The sequence below is a fragment of the Acinetobacter lwoffii genome (assembly GCF_024129735.1).
Taxonomy (GTDB): Bacteria; Pseudomonadota; Gammaproteobacteria; order Pseudomonadales; family Moraxellaceae; genus Acinetobacter; species Acinetobacter lwoffii_H.
Window position 1 is genome coordinate 1 of record NZ_JAMXXK010000021.1, and the last position, 17847, is coordinate 17847.

The following is a 17847-nucleotide window of genomic DNA, read 5'->3' on the forward strand; positions in this document are numbered from 1 at the left end:
CAGAAGCTGGACTTCGATAAACTCAACAACTCCGCCATTCTGCTTCGTTCGTTTCCGTCTATCTCGTCGGTATGTGCTCATTATAGGGCAATTTCTTACACGTGCAAGCGCTTTTAACGCACAGGAATCACGAGTGTTTTATTTTTATGCACCAAATTGGTTCAATTCCATACAATTCATTACATAAGTACATATTTTTAAAACAGAAATATAAATTAAATATTTCTGCTTTATTCTATGCCTAGTTTTTCACGACTGGTGCTTTAATCGTCACACTGGTGATTTTTACAGGGTTCACCGGCACATTTTGATGCATTCCATAGTTTCGGGTCGGTACTTTAGCAATCTGATCGACGATATCCATACCTTTAGTGACCTTACCAAATACCGCATAGCCGGCATTTCTAGCAGAACGATCCAGGAAATCATTATCGACCAGGTTCACAAAGAATTGTGCTCGGGCAGAATCCGGCTGATTGGTACGCGCCATGGCTAAAGTACCGCGTTTATTTTGCAGACCATTCGATGATTCATTTTTAATGGGTGCTTGAGTATTGGCTTTTTCTTGCATGTTCACATCAAAGCCACCACCCTGCACCATAAAGCCTGGAATGACGCGGTGAAAAATCGTGTCCTTATAGAAGTTGCTCTTTACATAGCTTTCGAAGTTCTTTGCCGAGATTGGAGCTTTGTCATTGAAGAGTTCAATTTCAATATTTCCAGATGAAGTCTTCATCTCAATAATCGTATTTGCAGCGAAGCTTGGTAGACTGACCGCAGCAAGTGCGATGACACATAATGATTTCTTTAACATTTATTAACTCATCTACTTAGAAGTAATGGTTGTGAATGACTATATATTAATCTTTTATAACTCATAATGCAGTGACCTGCCGACTAAAGACAAGAGAATAAGAATGAAGCATGCATTATTACAGGAGCAAAATATCCACCAGTTTCCACCTTGGCATTTGCAGGGTGAGGGTTTTATTCTGAATTATTGGCTGACCCCAAGCTTTATTGAGCAAGCGAAACAGTTCCGTATTGCGCCTTCTCCGCTGGGTCGTATGGTCCAAGTCTTATTGGTGCGTTATCACACTTCGCCGATTGGCCCTTATGAAGAGTTACTGATTCTGGATCATCCTTTAATTAGTAAACGGCGCCTCAGCTCGATTCCTAAAATTTATGTGTCTACCCATGAGTCTGTGGTACACGGTCAGCATTTATGGGGCATTCCCAAAGAACATGCGCAATTTGAATGGCAGGAAAAGGATCAGGAAGTACTGTGTCAGATTCAACACCAGAACCAGCATATGACGATTCGGCTGAAGAAAACCAAATCTGCACGCCAGTTCTATATTAATAGTCATCATATTCCAGCGTCTATGTTGAAAATCCAGCAAGCCTGGAAAGGCCAGCGTTTTCAGTTTAGTCCACAGTTTCGCGGTCACCTCTCCAAACTCTCGCAAGTAGAATGGCAAGATGCCGAGAATATATTTCCAGACTTTTCCAAAGCCAAATTGCTGCAAAGCTTTTATGTCCCCAAATTCAATCTGATCTTTCCTGAAGCGCAGATCAGCAGCAAAGTATAAGAACTGATAAAAACCTATCTATAAAAAAAGGTGTTTCATGAGAAACACCTTTTTGCATTTATGCTTTCGATTTAACTATTTTTGTCCCAGAATTTGCGGAAGTTCTTGCTGATCTCAATCACATATTTTTTGGCACGGCGGGAGATCGGGGTCAGGTTGATAAAACCATGGGCCTGATCGGTATATTCATCATAATGAACAGCTACACCATTCTGACGCAACTTGTGTGCATAGATTGAACCCTCATCATGCAGGACATCATGACGTGCTGTAATCACATAACTTGGCGGCAAGTTTTGCAATTCACCATAGGTCGGTGAAATCAGCGGATCATCCAGTTCAATCTGATGGGTTTGGGCATACATTAAGGTCACCAGATCAATATCCTGCTCTGAAAGTACCAGTCCATCTTTATAGGCATAGAAAGAAGGATGGCGGCTTTTAAAGTCGACCGCCGGATAAAGCAAAAGCTGCGCTCGTGCAGCATAAGATTTGCCTGCACTGCGCTGTGCCACGACAGTAGCCAGATTTCCACCCGCACTGTCCCCTGCCACGGCAATCCGGTTTTTATAGACTTTTAGCTGCTTGCTATGCTGATGTGCCCACGCCAAGGCATCTTCACAGACTTGTACCATCTGCAAGGGGCTAAATTCTGGCGTCAGCGGATAAGCTACGCTTAGCACCTGTACTTTGGCATGTACTGCCAGCAAGCGACAGAATTCATCATGGCTGTCCAGACCGCCCACCATAAATGCACCGCCATGATAAAAAATCACCATCGGCAACTTCTTTTGTGGAGCTGGATGATAATGCCGGGCAAAGATGCTGCCACTCTGTAGAGGAAGGCGGAGCTCTTCAACAAATTTGACCGCGGTCGGTCTAGCCCGGATGGCTTTCATACGTGCATCAAACAATGTGCGCGAATGAGCCAGATCCTCACTAATAAAACTGCTATGCCCCTGTTTTATCTGGATGGCCATCAGGCATTTAACCAATGGATCTAAATCAGGATAAACATGAGGATAATCCAGAGCCTTGACCAATGCTTCCTGTGCAATGCCAGGTAAGCGGTCCAGCATACGCGCTGCCGTCCCTTGTCCCTTTTCCATCACACTTTTCAGAACCGGAGGATTCACAGTCATTATTTTTAGTCCTTATTCTCTTAATTCTTCATAGTTTCTACACGATTAGTGTTTCAGTGACCATATTCTTATATAAGTCTTAATATCAATGTACATATAGCTTCTACTCGATACGTTACCCTCATTTATAAAAGATATCATTGACCGTTTAAAGGTTATTTTTGACGTACTTTTGCGAGCTTAAGTATATTTTTTATTACAAATCGGGAGGATGCCTATGGCTAGAAAAATTATAGCTCTGTCTTTGGCGACTGCATTTTTAGCTGTAGGCTGCGTCGCATTTCCTGAAGATGGTGGCTATTATGACGGCCGCTATGATCAGCGTTATGACCGTCGCTATGAACTGGACCGGCATTATGAACAAGATCGTCGCTATGAGCGGCAACGCTGGGAATATGAACAGCAACACAAACGTATTGAACTCGATCGACGTAAACAGGAATTACAACGTCGCAATTGGGAGCAGGATCGTAAAAGAAAGTTAGAGCTTGATCGACGTAAAAGCCAACTGGAACGGCAGCGCCATGAACAGCAACGTAAAAATATCATGACGCAACGGCAAAAACAGGCAGAAGCAGAACGCAAGCGTCGTCAGGATCTGGAGCGTAAACGTGCAACAGATCAGCGCAGTAAAAAAGTCCAGCAAAATCGTTCTAATCAACGCTGGAATGACAACCGACGCCATCAGGAACAACGTTCACGGGATCGTCGTGACTAAGACTTGAATCACCCTCTCTATTAAAAGCCCAGACTGGGCTTTTTTAATGAAAAAGGTAGCTGCCAGATAGACAAAGACCCTAAAGAAAATTTCTTTAGGGCCTTTGCAGAGGGTTATGTTAAACGAACTTCCACTTCGCTTATGCTTCTCAGCAATTCAACCAGAACATCCTGTTCTCTACACAAATTATCCTATCGAATCAACTTGCTCTCATGAAGCGGACATTCACTATCCAAGCTGTAAGTTTTATCTTACAAACCGCTAAAATAGAGACGACTGATTCCAACAAATTCAAAAAAGGTAAATTCTGGACAAAAAAAGGCTTATCTAGAGAACAGGATAAGCCACGAAAACACATTTCAAAATAAGAAGAAACTACAGCGATAGAATCTGGAATAAATATTAATCAAAAGTTCATCTATTGTGAAAGACTTTATTGCTTAGATATTAATCGTTTTTATGTCTAATAAATAAACAGGCAAAAAAAAGCTGAGTTTTGGGGATACTCGGCTTGAAAAAAGCAATTCTAAAATAGGGCAACAGCAACCCGGTTCGGCTCTCTCCTCTGAACAAGGTCGCTGTTAATAGAAGTATGATGCAATTTTTTTACCAATACTTAAAACGGATTAAAATTATTAATTTGATTCAAAAATACGATTATTCATTTTTTATGTTTATATTCAAATACTTAATTCTTAGATTTAGTCGCGAATTGAATCTATTCAGTTCAAAATTCGGATTCATCGCTGCTGATGTCCGTGTATTTTATTCTCATCCTATCCTGCTGTTGTGTTCTGAATAGCTTGTTCTGCTATCCGCTGGATTCAGTATTTTGTATAAATCTTAAATTTAATCTGGGTCGACGCTTGAATTTTTACACCCTGCCCCGATTTCTTTAGGTAATCAAGAACTTCACAACCATGGCAGTTCAGCATAAACGCAGTGAACACTGAGGCCTAAGGACTGTACATGTTTAAGAACCCATTTAAACGGAGTAAATCAATGGCGACTGAGCAAAACGAGCAAGCTCAACAACTTGAGCAAGAGCAAGCGGAACAAGATACAGCGCAAACTCAAGCTGAAACCGAGCAGGCTGAAGTTTCCGTTGAGTCTTTACAAGAGCAGATTGCGCAGCTTGAAGGTGATTTAAAGTTAGAAAAAGCCCGTACCGCCAATGCAGTCTATGAAGCACAAAAAAGTGTTGAACGTATTCAGCGTGAATCTGAAAAGCATAAAGATACGGTTCTGGAAAAGTTCTCTAAAGAGCTTCTAGAAACAGTCGACAATCTGGAGCGTGCCATTGTGGCTGCAGGTGAAGAGCAAACACCATTGCGTGAAGGCGTTGAACTGACCCTTAAATCGTTATTGCATACCTTGGAGAAATTCGGGGTTGTGGCAGTAGACACCAACAACGGTTTCAATGCTGACCTGCACCAGGCAGTCGGGATTGATCCAAATGCCAAAGCCAATGAAATTGGGACTGTTTTGCAAAAGGGCTACACGCTCAACAGTCGCTTATTGCGTCCTGCTATGGTGATGGTCGGCGCTTAAGCCAAATAATTTCGGGAGTTTGTGAAATTTTTCAAAAAATTTACTTGAAAAAAATCGAACGGCTCTCATATCGGATAACAAGTGTAAATCACAAAAAAATTTTAGAGGAAACATCCAAATGGCTAAAATCATTGGTATTGACTTAGGTACTACAAACTCATGTGTTGCAGTACTTGAAGGCGACAAAGTTAAAGTAATCGAAAACGCTGAAGGCGCACGTACCACTCCATCTATTATTGCCTATAAAGATGGCGAAATTCTGGTAGGTCAATCTGCAAAGCGTCAAGCAGTAACAAATCCGAAAAACACATTGTTCGCGATCAAACGTTTGATCGGTCGTCGTTATGAAGACCAAGCGGTACAAAAAGATATCGGTTTAGTTCCTTACAAAATCATCAAAGCAGACAACGGTGATGCTTGGGTTGATGTCAACGACAAAAAATTGGCGCCACAACAGGTTTCTGCTGAAATCTTGAAAAAGATGAAGAAAACTGCTGAAGATTACCTGGGCGAAACCGTAACTGAAGCTGTTATTACTGTTCCTGCTTACTTCAACGATGCACAACGTCAAGCAACTAAAGATGCAGGTAAAATTGCAGGTTTAGAAGTTAAACGTATCATCAACGAGCCAACTGCTGCAGCACTTGCGTTCGGTATGGACAAAAAAGAAGGCGACCGTAAAATCGCGGTTTACGACTTGGGTGGTGGTACTTTCGACGTTTCAATCATTGAAATTGCTGACCTTGATGGTGACCAGCAAATCGAAGTATTGTCGACTAACGGTGACACATTCCTAGGTGGTGAAGACTTCGATAACGCGTTAATCGAGTTCCTGGTTGAAGAGTTCAAGAAAGAACAAAACTTTAACCTGAAACAAGATCCACTGGCGTTACAGCGTTTAAAAGAAGCTGCTGAGAAAGCGAAGATCGAACTTTCATCTTCAAATGCAACTGAAATCAACCTTCCATACATCACTGCTGATGCGACTGGTCCTAAACACTTAGTGATCAACGTAACACGTGCAAAATTAGAAGGTCTGGTTGCTGACCTGGTTGCGCGTACCATTGAGCCTTGCCGTATTGCGCTTAAAGATGCTGGTCTTTCGACTTCTGACATCTCTGACGTGATCCTAGTGGGTGGTCAATCACGTATGCCAATGGTTCAACAGAAGGTTCAAGAGTTCTTCGGTAAAGAGCCACGTAAAGACGTAAACCCTGACGAAGCAGTCGCCATGGGTGCTGCGATTCAAGGTGCGGTACTTTCAGGTGACAAAACTGACGTACTTCTACTTGACGTAACTCCGTTGACACTTGGTATTGAAACCATGGGCGGCGTGTTGACTGCAATCATCGAGAAAAACACCACGATTCCTGCGAAGAAATCTCAAGTGTTCTCAACCGCTGCGGACAACCAGCCTGCTGTAGACATTTCAGTTTACCAAGGTGAACGTAAAATGGCGCAGCAAAACAAACTGTTGGGTAACTTCCAGTTAGGTGACATTCCACCTGCTCCACGTGGTGTGCCACAAATTGAAGTGTCTTTCGACATCAACGCTGATGGTATCTTGAAAGTATCTGCGAAAGACAAGAGCACTGGTAAAGAGCAATCGATCCAGATTAAAGCAAACTCAGGTTTGTCTGATGCTGAAATCGAAGCAATGATCAAAGATGCTGAAGCAAATGCTGAAGAAGACCGTAAGTTTGAAGAGCTTGCAAAAGCACGTAACGAAGCGGATGCTTTAGTTGCTTCTTCACAAAAAGCAGTGAAAGATCTTGGTGAACAAGTGACTGCAGACGAAAAAACTGCAATCGAAACTGCGGTTTCTGAGCTTGAAGCTTCAACCAAAGAAAATGACGTTGAAGACATCAAAGCGAAAACTGAAGCGCTGCAAAACATCATCATGCCAATTACACAACGTGCATATGAAGCAGCTCAAGGCCAAGGCGGTGCGCAAGGTTTTGACCCGAATGCATTCCAAGGTGGCGAAGGTCAATCTCAAAAAGCGGACGACGGCGTTGTAGATGCTGAGTTCACTGAAGTAAAAGATGACAAGAAATAATTTGTCGCTTTAACTGAAAAAACCGCGCGAAAGCGCGGTTTTTTTATGTCTCGACTTAAAAGAATAAAATAAAAATTACTAAAATTTGATCGTATTTTCAGGAAAAGCTGTTTAAGTTAAATCCAACATTAAAATACCCTGAACCCATGAAAATTCTAATTTTGCTGCCTTTACTGAGTTGCTTGGGCCTGACAGCGTGTAGCCTGCCCGTTTCATCTCTCCTATCTCAAAGCACTTCGACTCAATCCACCCAAGCCATTGCCCAATTATTTGATCAGGCGCAAAGCGCGGGTGTTCTAGTGATTCAGCGTGGTCAACAGATACAGGTTTATGGTAATGATTTAAGCCGTGCAGATACCGAATATGTTCCCGCCTCTACTTTTAAAATGCTCAATGCCCTGATTGGCCTGCAACATGGCAAAGCCACAACCAATGAAATTTTTAAATGGGATGGCAAGAAACGCAGTTTTGCAGCCTGGGAAAAAGACATGACTCTCGGCGAAGCCATGCAAGCTTCTGCTGTACCCGTGTATCAGGAACTGGCACGTCGCATTGGCCTTGAATTGATGCAACAGGAAGTACAACGCATCCAATTTGGTAATCAGCAGATTGGTCAACAGGTCGATAACTTCTGGTTGGTAGGCCCTTTGAAAGTTACTCCAAAACAGGAAGTCCAATTTGTTTCTGCGTTGGCCCGAGAGCAACTGGCCTTTGATCCTCAAGTCCAGCAACAAGTCAAAGCCATGTTATTTTTACAGGAGCGGAAAGCTTATCGACTATATGTCAAATCCGGTTGGGGCATGGATGTGGAACCGCAAGTCGGCTGGCTCACCGGCTGGGTTGAAACACCGCAAGCCGAGATCGTGGCATTTTCACTGAATATGCAGATGCGAAATGGTATGGATCCGGCGATCCGCCTTGAAATTTTGCAGCAGGCTTTGGCCGAATTAGGGCTTTATCCAAAAGCTGAAGGATGATGCAAATAAGCATGGGAAAGGCATTAAAATTAAGCTATATTTTTAAAAAATAGACATTTAAATAAAAAATATGCGTCTTCTGCTCTGTCTGCTCGTAGTGGGATTGATCATGTCTGCCTATCTACATATGCAGGCCCAAACCCATCCTCAACTGCGCTATAACTCGCTGGCTGATCGCTTGACGCATCCTTTCGATACACGCTTACGTTTCCGAATTGATCAGGTCGATTCAGGCTTTGGACTAAGTAAAGATCAAGTCATTCAACTGAGCAAGGAAGCGATCGAAATCTGGCATCAGGGAAGCAATCGTGATGATTTGATGGTCTATGATGAAAATGCCAGGCTGAGTATTCACCTGATCTATGATCAACGCCAGCAAGACTATGATGCCTTGAAGAAAGTCGAAAAACAGTTGCTGGCAGATGACGCCAAGTATCAACGTCAGGTCAAAAATCTGGAAGCATCCCATCAGCATCTGGAAAGTCAGCAGCAACGCCTCATTCAGCAAAAAAACCAGATCAATAGTGAATTTCAAGCCTTACAGCAACGACGCCGTCAGCCAAATTTATCTGCTTATGAACATGAGCAGATTGAATATGAGGTTTTGGCTTTACAGCGCAAATCGGAAAGTTTTCAACGGGAACTTCAGTACCTTCAGGAACAGCAAAGTTCCTTTAATATGAATGTTTCCATGCATCAACATGGTCTGCAAAACCATCAGCAGAATATCATTCAAGCCCAACAGCGTTTCCCTGCCCGCGAATTTCATAAAGGCGTGTTTATGGGTGATCAAATTCATGTCTATCAGTTTGATGCAGAAGATGATCTCCGTCTGACTCTGGCACATGAACTCGGACATGCCTTGGGGCTGTATCACCATAATGACCCGGAAGCACTGATGTATCCGGTGCTGGGTAAACAGAATCTGCAACACTTCCAGCTGCGACCTGCAGACAAGACCTTGCTTTATAACCGTTAAGTGATCAGCTTGAATTCCCTAATTAATTTAAGTGTATAAGTATTATAAAAAACACTCTATTCTGATTTCATGTTATTGTGATTGGCTACATTGTTCAGGCCATCTTTGGAGATTCGTGTGAGTTACTACCATATTTTAATTGAAGTAAATGACCACATTAGTACGATTGATGAAACCCGTGATATCGAAATCTTTGATATCGAGGACATCCAACCCTATCTTCATTCGATTTTGCTGCCTTATTTCAATGAACAACTGATTGAACTCGACGATGAAAATCTGGAATATAAAGATATTCTGCATCTGGAAATCAAACAGACTTTATTGCCGATCAATGACCTGATCGAAGAAGAACAGCGTCTGTTGCCAAGCGATACCGACATTACCATTAGCGCCTATGAAATTTTCAATAACCGCGAGTTGAGTCAGGATGTTACTACTGTAATCTTTGATCTGCTTGAAGCGGTAAAACTGGATAGCTAAACTTTCCTCCAGATATAAAAAAGTCCTCATTGAGAGGACTTTTTTTGTGCATGGATTTAGATCGAGAATGAAGATCCACAACCACAGGTCGTGGTCGCATTCGGGTTTTGTACCACGAAACGTGAACCTTCCAGACCTTCTAAATAATCTACAACTGAACCGACCAGATATTGATAACTCAATGAATCGACTAAGACTTTAACATCACCATTGGCAAATTCTGCATCATCTTCATTCTGGCTTTCCGCAAAGTTAAAGCCATAAGAGAAACCTGAACAGCCGCCACCGGTCACATAGACACGGAGCATTAAGTCTTGGTTACCTTCACTGTCACGCAACTGGCGTACTTTATTTGCGGCATTGTCGGTGAGCACAAGCGCTTGGGCATTCATGGCGGATTCCTCTGTTGAATGGAATGTCTTTAAAAAGAAAAGACCATATTTAAGTATAGCACACTCAATATATGGTCAGTCTGCACAGATTAAAAGTCAAATCAGAGTAATTTTATCAGGATTATTTGTAGTTCTCATCCTGTAAGGCACATTCAAAGTTTTTCGGATTCTGTTTGCAGCGGAATTGCCACAGCAATTTCATCATGCGTTTGTCATAAACGCCGCGTTTGGTCAGGTCAATTCGGGAATCCCGCATCATTTTCTGGTAACCCGGTTTGTCTGCTGCAGGAATATCCATCCAGTATTTTGCTGGAATGTCCGCTTTCATTTTCCCCAAAATACCAAAGGCACGTGGTAACTGACTTCTCACCCATTCACGTGATTTCTGTCCGTAACCTGCCGGAAATTTATCTGGACGGATAATGATATTACCAGTGACCTGCAACACCGGATAATTCACAATCGCGCCTTTGCTACCCAAGCCTTTATGTAATTCCAGCGGTTTAAATACTGCTGCTGGTGCACCAATAATATCCACTTGGCCATTGTTAAACTTGGCACCAAAATTGGTGACATCGGCACTCACTGCCTGTGCGCCGACCTGCTGTACCATGATTTTTTGTGCTTCATCATAATCAAGTACGGCAATTTTTTTACCGGCTGCTTTGGCAACGGTATTAATACTGCGGTCGTTCACTAACAGAAAAGCATCACCTACAGGAATGACACCGACTACCTCATATTTGCCTTGCAGCATATGTTTGGCAAAAGTTGGACTGGCCAGTCCCTGCATCACTTTAACCGCCAGATTCAGATCTGGAATTGCACCAATGGCATCGAGTGAACCAGTAAAATTATTAAATTGACGGCCACGCATACCGGTAACACTGATCCCATCACATTTCCCGGCTTTAAAATCTTCTGCAACCACCGCTTCATTGGTATTGACCCGCAGTTCGACATCTGCACCCCAGTTTTTGGCTGCCAACTGATAGTCTTTCATCACACTATAGACATCACCGTTTTTACCAACCAGATCAAATACGCAAATCACCTGTTTAGCTTGCGCCAGACCTGAAACAGCCAGTGTCGCCGTAGCCAATGCCAGTGCTTTCCATCCTCTATGCATCATCCTCATTTCCTTATCGCTTGTTTTTGTTATTGCACTTTTAGTCACATGTGATTGTTTTTTATATAAAACATGCGAATTTAATAGTTAATCAAGCTTAAGCTATTTTATTCGCTGCACAATGGCAGATCTGACCTGGTTCAGCCATAAAAAAAGCCTAGATCAATCTAAGCTTTTTTCTTTAAAAATCAGATTATTCGCCAGCAATTGAACATTCAAAGTTGGCCTTATCGACAGAACAGCGTGCACGTTTTAAGACCGACATCATGCTGGCATCATAGATTCCGCGTTTGGTCATATCCATCCGGCCATCACGTAACATTTTCTGATACTTGGTTTTATCTTCAGCGCTCAGATTCATTTTATATTTCGACGGAATACCCGCTTCCAGACGGCTGATCATCCCCATGCTCTTTGGCAGGTTTTTGATAAACCAGTCACGCGATTTTTGTCCAAAACCTGCGGGGAATTTTTCCGGACGAATCACAAAATCAGAGGTGACATGCAGTACCGGGAAATTAAACATTGCGCCGTTATTACCCAGACCTTTATAGATTTCTAATGGCTTGTAGGCATAAGCAGGTGCACCGACCATATCCACCTGACCATTGTTAAATTTGGCGACAAAGTTAGAAACATCGGAGATCACTGCCTGCGCACCGACGCGCTGTACCATGATTTTCTGGGCATCGTCATAGCCGAGTACGGCGAATTTCTTCCCTGCGGCTTTTTCAATCGAATTGATATTCTTGTCACGAACAAAAATAAATGCTGAACCCAACGGTGAAATACCGGCAATTTCGTATTTTTTGCCGCCCATATTACTGACCATTTTCGCTGCATTACGTTTGTCCAGAGCAAAACTGATCGCACGCTGGGCAATGGCATTACTTGGTGCACCGCCCAGTGCATCAATAGAACCGGCAAATTTATTGTATTGACGGGCACGCATGGCTGTCATAAACACACCATCACATTTACCGGCCTTGAAGTCATTGTCGGCAACCGCTTCATCCTGACGGGCAATCAGATTGATTTCTGCGCCCCAGCCTTTTGCAGCCAGTGCCCATTCTTGCGCCATCTGGAAAGACTCACCGGATTTACCCAGTAAGTCAAACACACAGATATCGACTTTTTCTGCATGCGCCGCACTTGCAAAACCAAATGCAGAGAATGCAGCCAATGATAAGAGTGTTTTTTTCATTGTAGTTATCCTTTGAAATCTTGTTATTCGCTGAGTGTCCGTACACGGGACAAATATTAAGCAAGTTTAATTAAAAAAAATAGAGCATTTACTCCATTTAAAACCGGCATTTTGGCCTATAAAGATAAATCAGCAATAGTTGCCTAAGTTATTTTTAAATATATATTTAAATATCAATATCTTAATGTTTAAAACTGCTTTCTTATAATTACATTTACCCAGATATAGTTACAAAGATATACATGATTTCAGATTTATTCGCCACCAATCGAACATTCAAAATTGGTTCTTTCTACCGTACAACGCGCGCGTTTCAATACGTTCATCATGCCCTGATCATAAATCCCCTGTTTGGTTAAATCGATCCGCCCATCACGCAGAATCTTTTGGTAGGCCACACGATCTTCACGGCTTAGATTCAGAATATATTTGCTTGGAATCTCAGCTTCCATGCGCTTGACCATGGCAAAGCTGCGCGGTAACTGTTTCACAAACCAGTTTCGGGATTGTGCGGCAAAGCTTGCCGGAAACTCTTCCTGACGAATAATCAGATCAGCAGTGACATTAATCACCGGAAAATTAATCATTGCGCCTTGACGGCCTAGTCCTTTCTGTAATTCCAGCGGTTTAAATGCATAAGCCGGTGCAGCGACAATATCCACTTCGCCCTGATTAAACTTGCGAATAAAATTGGAAATTTCCGACATGACCGGTACTGCTTCAATCCGGTCGACCATGATTTTTTGCGCATAGTCATAATGCAGCACGGCAAATTTCTTGCCTTTGACCTGTTCCAGTTTATTTAGAGTACGATCACGAACAAAAATATAGGCTGGGCCAATCTGACCAATACCCGCCACTTCGAATTTTTCTTTGCCAATCTGGGTGATCAGGCGTTTGCTATTGCGTTTATCCAGTACATAGCTGATGGCTTTCATGGCAATGTCATTATTCGGCACGCCGCCAATTGCATCAATCGATCCAGCAAATTTGTTATAAGCCCGGGCACGCATTGAGGTCATATAGAAGGCATCACATTTTCCGGCTTTGACGTCCTGATCGACCTTGGCTTCATCCTGATAAGCGCTTAGCTGAATTTCGGCACCCCAGCCTTTTGCTGCCAGCGCCCATTCCTCCAGCAGTTTGTAAGACTCACCAGATTTCCCCAGTAAATCAAAAACACAGACATTCACTCTGGCTTGAGTTGAAGTCGACACCAAAATGCCCAGTGCCGATAAAATTAAACATCCCTTTTTCATTTTTATTTGACTCTATGATATTTTTTGCTCCATCAGCCTGAACTATAAACCACTGTTCATGCATAAAATAGAGCTTTTACTCAACTTATGCGTCCACCCTAGATCAATTGACAGAGGTGAAAAGCACACTTATTTCAGCAAAAACGGTAAGATTTTTCATTTTCACAGGGCTTTCCTTTAGAATAGGCGCATCTTATTTCTTAGCTTTGATTTCTCAATGATTCAGTTAGACCAGTTATCTATACGTCGCGGTGGACGTGTTTTATTTCAAAAAGCGTCGATGCAGTTACACCCAGGATGGAAAATTGGCCTAACCGGTGTCAATGGTGCTGGAAAATCAACCCTGTTTTCAGCCTTGCTCGGCGGCATGGAATCGGACACCGGTTCGCTGACCCGACCTGCGGTATGGACCGTAGCGCATATGGCTCAGGAAATCAAAGCACTGAATATGAAAGCCATTGATTTCGTCTTGTCGGGCGATGAAGAATACTGGGATATTCAGCAGAAACTCGATCAACCGGATCAACTGGATGATGCAGAACTGGCTCATTTATATGGCCGTTTTGATGAAATTTCAGGTTATTCTGCTCCTGCCAAAGCTTCACAACTGATGGCTGGTCTGGGCTTCTTTGAACATCAATCACAGCTGGATGTTTCAAGTTTTTCCGGTGGCTGGCGTATGCGTTTGAATCTGGCACGTACCCTGATGAGCCGATCAGACTTACTGCTCCTCGATGAACCAACCAACCATCTGGACTTGGACGCAATTCTCTGGCTCGAAGACTGGCTGAAAGCCTATGAAGGTACGCTGGTACTGATTTCGCATGACCGGGACTTCCTCGATGCGATTACCGATCACATTTTACATATCGAAAATCAGGAACTGATTTTATATACCGGTAACTATTCGACTTTTGAGCGCACCCGTAGTGAGCGTTTAGCGCAGCAGCAACAGGCGTATGAAAAGCAGCTGGAAACCCGCGCGCATCTGCAAAAATATATTGACCGTTTTAAAGCGCAAGCGACCAAAGCCAAACAGGCACAGAGCCGGATCAAACAGCTGGAACGAATGCAGGAACTATCTGCAGCCCATGTCGATACGCCATTTACCTTCAGTTTCCGTGAACCGACCAAAATGAGTTCGCCGTTATTGCAACTGGAACATGCCGATATTGGTTATGGCGACAAGCTGATTGTCACCAATGTAAATTTACAGATCACGCCAAACAGCCGGATCGGTTTGCTTGGGATGAATGGTGCCGGTAAATCCACGCTGATTAAATCGCTGGTCGGTGACCTGAAACTGATTCAGGGTCTGCGGAAAGATTCAGAATTACTGAATATTGGTTATTTTGCCCAGCATCAAATGGATGCACTGGATGGTAATGCCAGCCCAATGTTACAGCTGGCACGTATCGCAGATAAAAAAATCAGTGAAGCCAGTCTACGCTCCTTCTTGGGTAGTTTCGGTTTTAGTGGCGAACGTATGGATACGCCAAGCGAAAGCTTCTCAGGCGGTGAACGTGCACGTTTGGCCCTAGCACTGATTGTTTGGCAGCGTCCGAATGTACTGATTCTGGATGAGCCGACCAACCATTTAGACCTGGATATGCGTCATGCACTGACTATGGCTTTACAAGATTTTCAGGGCGCGGTAGTTCTAGTTTCGCATGAACGTCAGCTCATCGCCAGCGTCTGTGATGAACTGCTACTGGTACATAATGGTCAATGCCGTGAGTTTGATGGTGATCTTACTGCCTATGCTGACTGGTTACGCCAAGCCCGTATTGAGATGATTAAAAATGGGCAAAAGCCAGCAGAACCGGTGAAATCCCAAGTCGAAGTCAAACCGACTATTTCCAAACTGGACAAGGAAGCACAACGTAAGGAAGCTGCTCGCCAGCGGGAACTAAGTCGTCCGATTCGCAAGAATATTGAAAAATGCGAAGCACAGATGGCCAAACTACAGCCGCGACTGATTGAAATTGAAAACCTGCTGGGTGACAGTGCTTTATACGAAGCATCACGTAAAAATGATTTGCTGAAACTGATGAATGAGCAAACCGAGCTAAAAGCCAAACTGGAAACAGCCGAAGAGCAAATGCTAGAACTGATGATGGAACTGGAAAGTCTGGAACAGACGTTCTAAAGCTCTTTTAGTAAGATTTAAGATAAGAGATGAATGACCAACGTTGTTCATCTCTTTTTTATTCACTATTTTTAATGTTTTCTCTTCCATTTTCCCCCCTGTATTTTTTCATCTACGTCTAGATGTTTCTTTAATTCTGTTCTTTTCTATTCATTCGACACATAAGGTCATGAATTACACAAACCCTATATAAGTTTATTTTTTAAACAGTTGGATGCCTTATTTCATACATTAATTTACAGCGCGCTGTTTCATCCTAAGGCTCTAATACAAGTGTTTTTTAATTTTTGGCAGTCTTGCTACGAGTCTGTTTAATGTTGAACTAGAGAGAGGAAATCCGCATGCGTGCTCTTACCTATCATGGTGCTCGGGATGTACGAGTTGAATCCGTTCCAGATCCAGTGATTCAGGAACCAGATGACGTTATTTTAAGGGTGACAGCCACCGCCATCTGTGGCTCAGATCTGCATTTATACCGGGGGAAGATTCCGGCCACTGAAGACGGTGATATTTTCGGCCATGAATTTATGGGAATTGTAGAAGAAGTCGGCCCAGAAGTAACCGAAGTCAAAAAAGGTGACCGAGTGATTATTCCCTTTGTGATTGCATGCGGTCACTGTTTTTTCTGTGAACATGAACTCATGGCTGCCTGTGAAAATACCAATACCGGTCGTGGTGCAATTCTCAACAAAAAACAGATCCCACCAGGGGCAGCTTTATTTGGCTTTAGCCATCTGTATGGTGGTATACCGGGTGGTCAGGCTGAATATGTACGGATCCCCAAAGGCAATGTCGGACCATTTAAGGTGCCGGGTTCCCTGCCTGATGAAAAAGTATTATTCCTGACCGATATTCTGCCAACTGCGTGGCAAGCAGTGAATAATGCCCAAGTCGGTCGAGGTTCCAGTGTGGCGATTTATGGTGCTGGCCCGGTCGGTCTGCTGGCTGCTGCCTGCGCGCGGATGCTCGGTGCCGAGCAGATATTTATGGTCGATCACCACCCTTACCGTTTGCGTTTCGCGCATCAAACCTATGGGGTAATTCCCGTCAATTTTGATGAAGTCGATGCCGCTGAATTTATCATTCAAAATACTACGGGTTATCGTGGAGTCGATGCCGTCATTGATGCGGTCGGTTTTGAAGCCAAAGGTAGCATGCTGGAAACCGTAATGACCAACCTGAAATTAGAAGGTTCGAGTGGTTCAGCGCTAAGACAATGTATTGCAGCGGTCCGTCGCGGCGGTGTGGTGAGTGTACCTGGAGTTTATGCCGGTCCAATTCATGGCTTCCTGTTTGGTGATGCCTTTGACAAAGGTTTGACCTTTAAAATGGGACAAACCCATGTGCATAATTACTTGCCGCAGTTGCTAGAACATATTGAAAATGGAGATCTGTCTCCAGATCTGATTATTACCCATCGCATGAAACTGGAAGATGCTGCGGAAGGTTACCGTATTTTTGATAAAAAGGAAGAAGACTGTCGTAAAGTCATTCTAACACCATAAATATGATTAAAAAAAAGCGCCGTCAGGCGCTTTTTTTTAATCATCGTCATTTTATCAATCCTCTTTTTCTTGTCCCTAATCAATATCATTTCAGCGATTCCCTCCCTCTTTTCTATCGAGTAATAAAAGAAATGCCCGATTTTCAATAATGAAATCAAGAAATAACTCAAAAATGAGAAATAAAAAAGTTAAGCAAAAATCGATAAAAGTATGATTTTAAATAAAAATGAAAGTTCACTTGATTATTAAATCAATTATGTAGTTTAGCTACATCTTGAGTTTTTAGTTAACAATATGTTCCACGGTAATGATTAGAGAAACTACACTATATTTACAAGTATTTAATTTATAATAATTTTTTATTTTAAAGCCAATCCAAGGAATAGTCTGGTCATACTAGCAATATATCGCCAAATCTAGCTTTAAATTTAAAATGCTATTTTAAATTTAAAAACACTTATCCACAAGATAATCGATTTCAAATTTGAATTTAAAATAAAGAATTAATACGTGGATTAAAGCTTGCGGAAAAATACTATCTTGTTCACATAAAAATTATGGATAACTTTAGAGTTATCCACATCTCTGATCAGGCTTTCTAGATGCTTGAAGCAATATTATTCACGTATTATTTAGCGTATTAGACCAAGTTTCTTATAAGCTATTGAAAATTTAAAATTTAGTTTTAGCAGCTTTTTATTTATTTTT

General features: G+C 42.6%; 15 protein-coding genes. 9 read left to right on the forward strand and 6 right to left on the reverse strand.

Annotation, left to right across the window (positions count from 1 at the left end; all coding sequences use genetic code 11):
* Positions 1-241 precede the first annotated feature (241 nt).
* Positions 242-814 (reverse strand): peptidylprolyl isomerase A, encoded by a 573-nt coding sequence (locus NI469_RS07670; RefSeq protein ID WP_004647112.1) that lies wholly within the window; start codon positions 812-814, stop codon positions 242-244.
* 103 nt (positions 815-917) lie between these two features.
* Between NI469_RS07670 and NI469_RS07675 the strand changes: the two genes are divergently transcribed.
* The gene (locus tag NI469_RS07675) at positions 918-1592 is read left to right on the forward strand and encodes an acetoacetate decarboxylase family protein (protein WP_004647113.1); all 675 of its coding nucleotides are present in this window, start codon (positions 918-920) and stop codon (positions 1590-1592) included.
* Positions 1593-1663: 71 nt separating this feature from the next.
* Here NI469_RS07675 and NI469_RS07680 read toward each other — a convergent pair whose 3' ends face one another.
* Complete coding sequence (locus tag NI469_RS07680) at positions 1664-2734, reverse strand: alpha/beta hydrolase (protein ID WP_004647114.1); 1071 nt, start codon at positions 2732-2734, stop codon at positions 1664-1666.
* Positions 2735-2951: 217 nt separating this feature from the next.
* Here NI469_RS07680 and NI469_RS07685 point away from each other — a divergent pair, with 217 nt between their 5' ends.
* The 6 genes from NI469_RS07685 to NI469_RS07710 all read left to right on the forward strand — a co-directional run bounded on the left by NI469_RS07685 (position 2952) and on the right by NI469_RS07710 (position 9501).
* Positions 2952-3452, forward strand: coding sequence for a hypothetical protein (locus NI469_RS07685; RefSeq protein WP_004647115.1), 501 nt, complete (start codon positions 2952-2954; stop codon positions 3450-3452).
* Positions 3453-4454: 1002 nt separating this feature from the next.
* Entirely contained in the window at positions 4455-5003 is a 549-nt protein-coding gene (gene grpE, locus NI469_RS07690) for a nucleotide exchange factor GrpE (RefSeq protein WP_004647116.1), read from the forward strand.
* A 118-nt stretch (positions 5004-5121) separates the two neighbouring features.
* On the forward strand, positions 5122-7062 hold the full coding sequence (gene dnaK / locus NI469_RS07695; protein WP_004281948.1) for a molecular chaperone DnaK: 1941 nt from the start codon (positions 5122-5124) through the stop codon (positions 7060-7062).
* Positions 7063-7208: 146 nt separating this feature from the next.
* Entirely contained in the window at positions 7209-8039 is an 831-nt protein-coding gene (locus NI469_RS07700) for an OXA-134 family carbapenem-hydrolyzing class D beta-lactamase OXA-283 (RefSeq protein WP_004647119.1), read from the forward strand.
* A gap of 70 nt (positions 8040-8109) precedes the next feature.
* Entirely contained in the window at positions 8110-9018 is a 909-nt protein-coding gene (locus tag NI469_RS07705; protein ID WP_004647120.1) for a matrixin family metalloprotease, read from the forward strand.
* 105 nt (positions 9019-9123) lie between these two features.
* A complete protein-coding gene (locus tag NI469_RS07710) occupies positions 9124-9501 on the forward strand; it encodes a hypothetical protein (RefSeq protein ID WP_016806936.1) in 378 nt (125 codons plus the stop codon).
* A 56-nt stretch (positions 9502-9557) separates the two neighbouring features.
* Here NI469_RS07710 and erpA read toward each other — a convergent pair whose 3' ends face one another.
* From erpA to NI469_RS07730, 4 genes are all read right to left on the reverse strand, one after another.
* Positions 9558-9893, reverse strand: a complete 336-nt coding sequence (gene erpA / locus NI469_RS07715) for an iron-sulfur cluster insertion protein ErpA (RefSeq protein ID WP_004281944.1) — start codon at positions 9891-9893, stop codon at positions 9558-9560.
* A 121-nt stretch (positions 9894-10014) separates the two neighbouring features.
* On the reverse strand, positions 10015-11022 hold the full coding sequence (locus NI469_RS07720; RefSeq protein ID WP_044111666.1) for a putative solute-binding protein: 1008 nt from the start codon (positions 11020-11022) through the stop codon (positions 10015-10017).
* 193 nt (positions 11023-11215) lie between these two features.
* Positions 11216-12226 (reverse strand): putative solute-binding protein, encoded by a 1011-nt coding sequence (locus tag NI469_RS07725; RefSeq protein WP_005094844.1) that lies wholly within the window; start codon positions 12224-12226, stop codon positions 11216-11218.
* Positions 12227-12480: 254 nt separating this feature from the next.
* Entirely contained in the window at positions 12481-13485 is a 1005-nt protein-coding gene (locus tag NI469_RS07730) for a putative solute-binding protein (protein WP_004647124.1), read from the reverse strand.
* 217 nt (positions 13486-13702) lie between these two features.
* Between NI469_RS07730 and NI469_RS07735 the strand changes: the two genes are divergently transcribed.
* Together NI469_RS07735 and NI469_RS07740 are read left to right on the forward strand one after the other, a co-directional pair.
* Positions 13703-15634, forward strand: coding sequence for an ATP-binding cassette domain-containing protein (locus NI469_RS07735; protein WP_004281940.1), 1932 nt, complete (start codon positions 13703-13705; stop codon positions 15632-15634).
* 341 nt (positions 15635-15975) lie between these two features.
* The gene (locus tag NI469_RS07740) at positions 15976-17139 is read left to right on the forward strand and encodes a zinc-dependent alcohol dehydrogenase (protein WP_001202407.1); all 1164 of its coding nucleotides are present in this window, start codon (positions 15976-15978) and stop codon (positions 17137-17139) included.
* Positions 17140-17847: the final 708 nt, after the last annotated feature.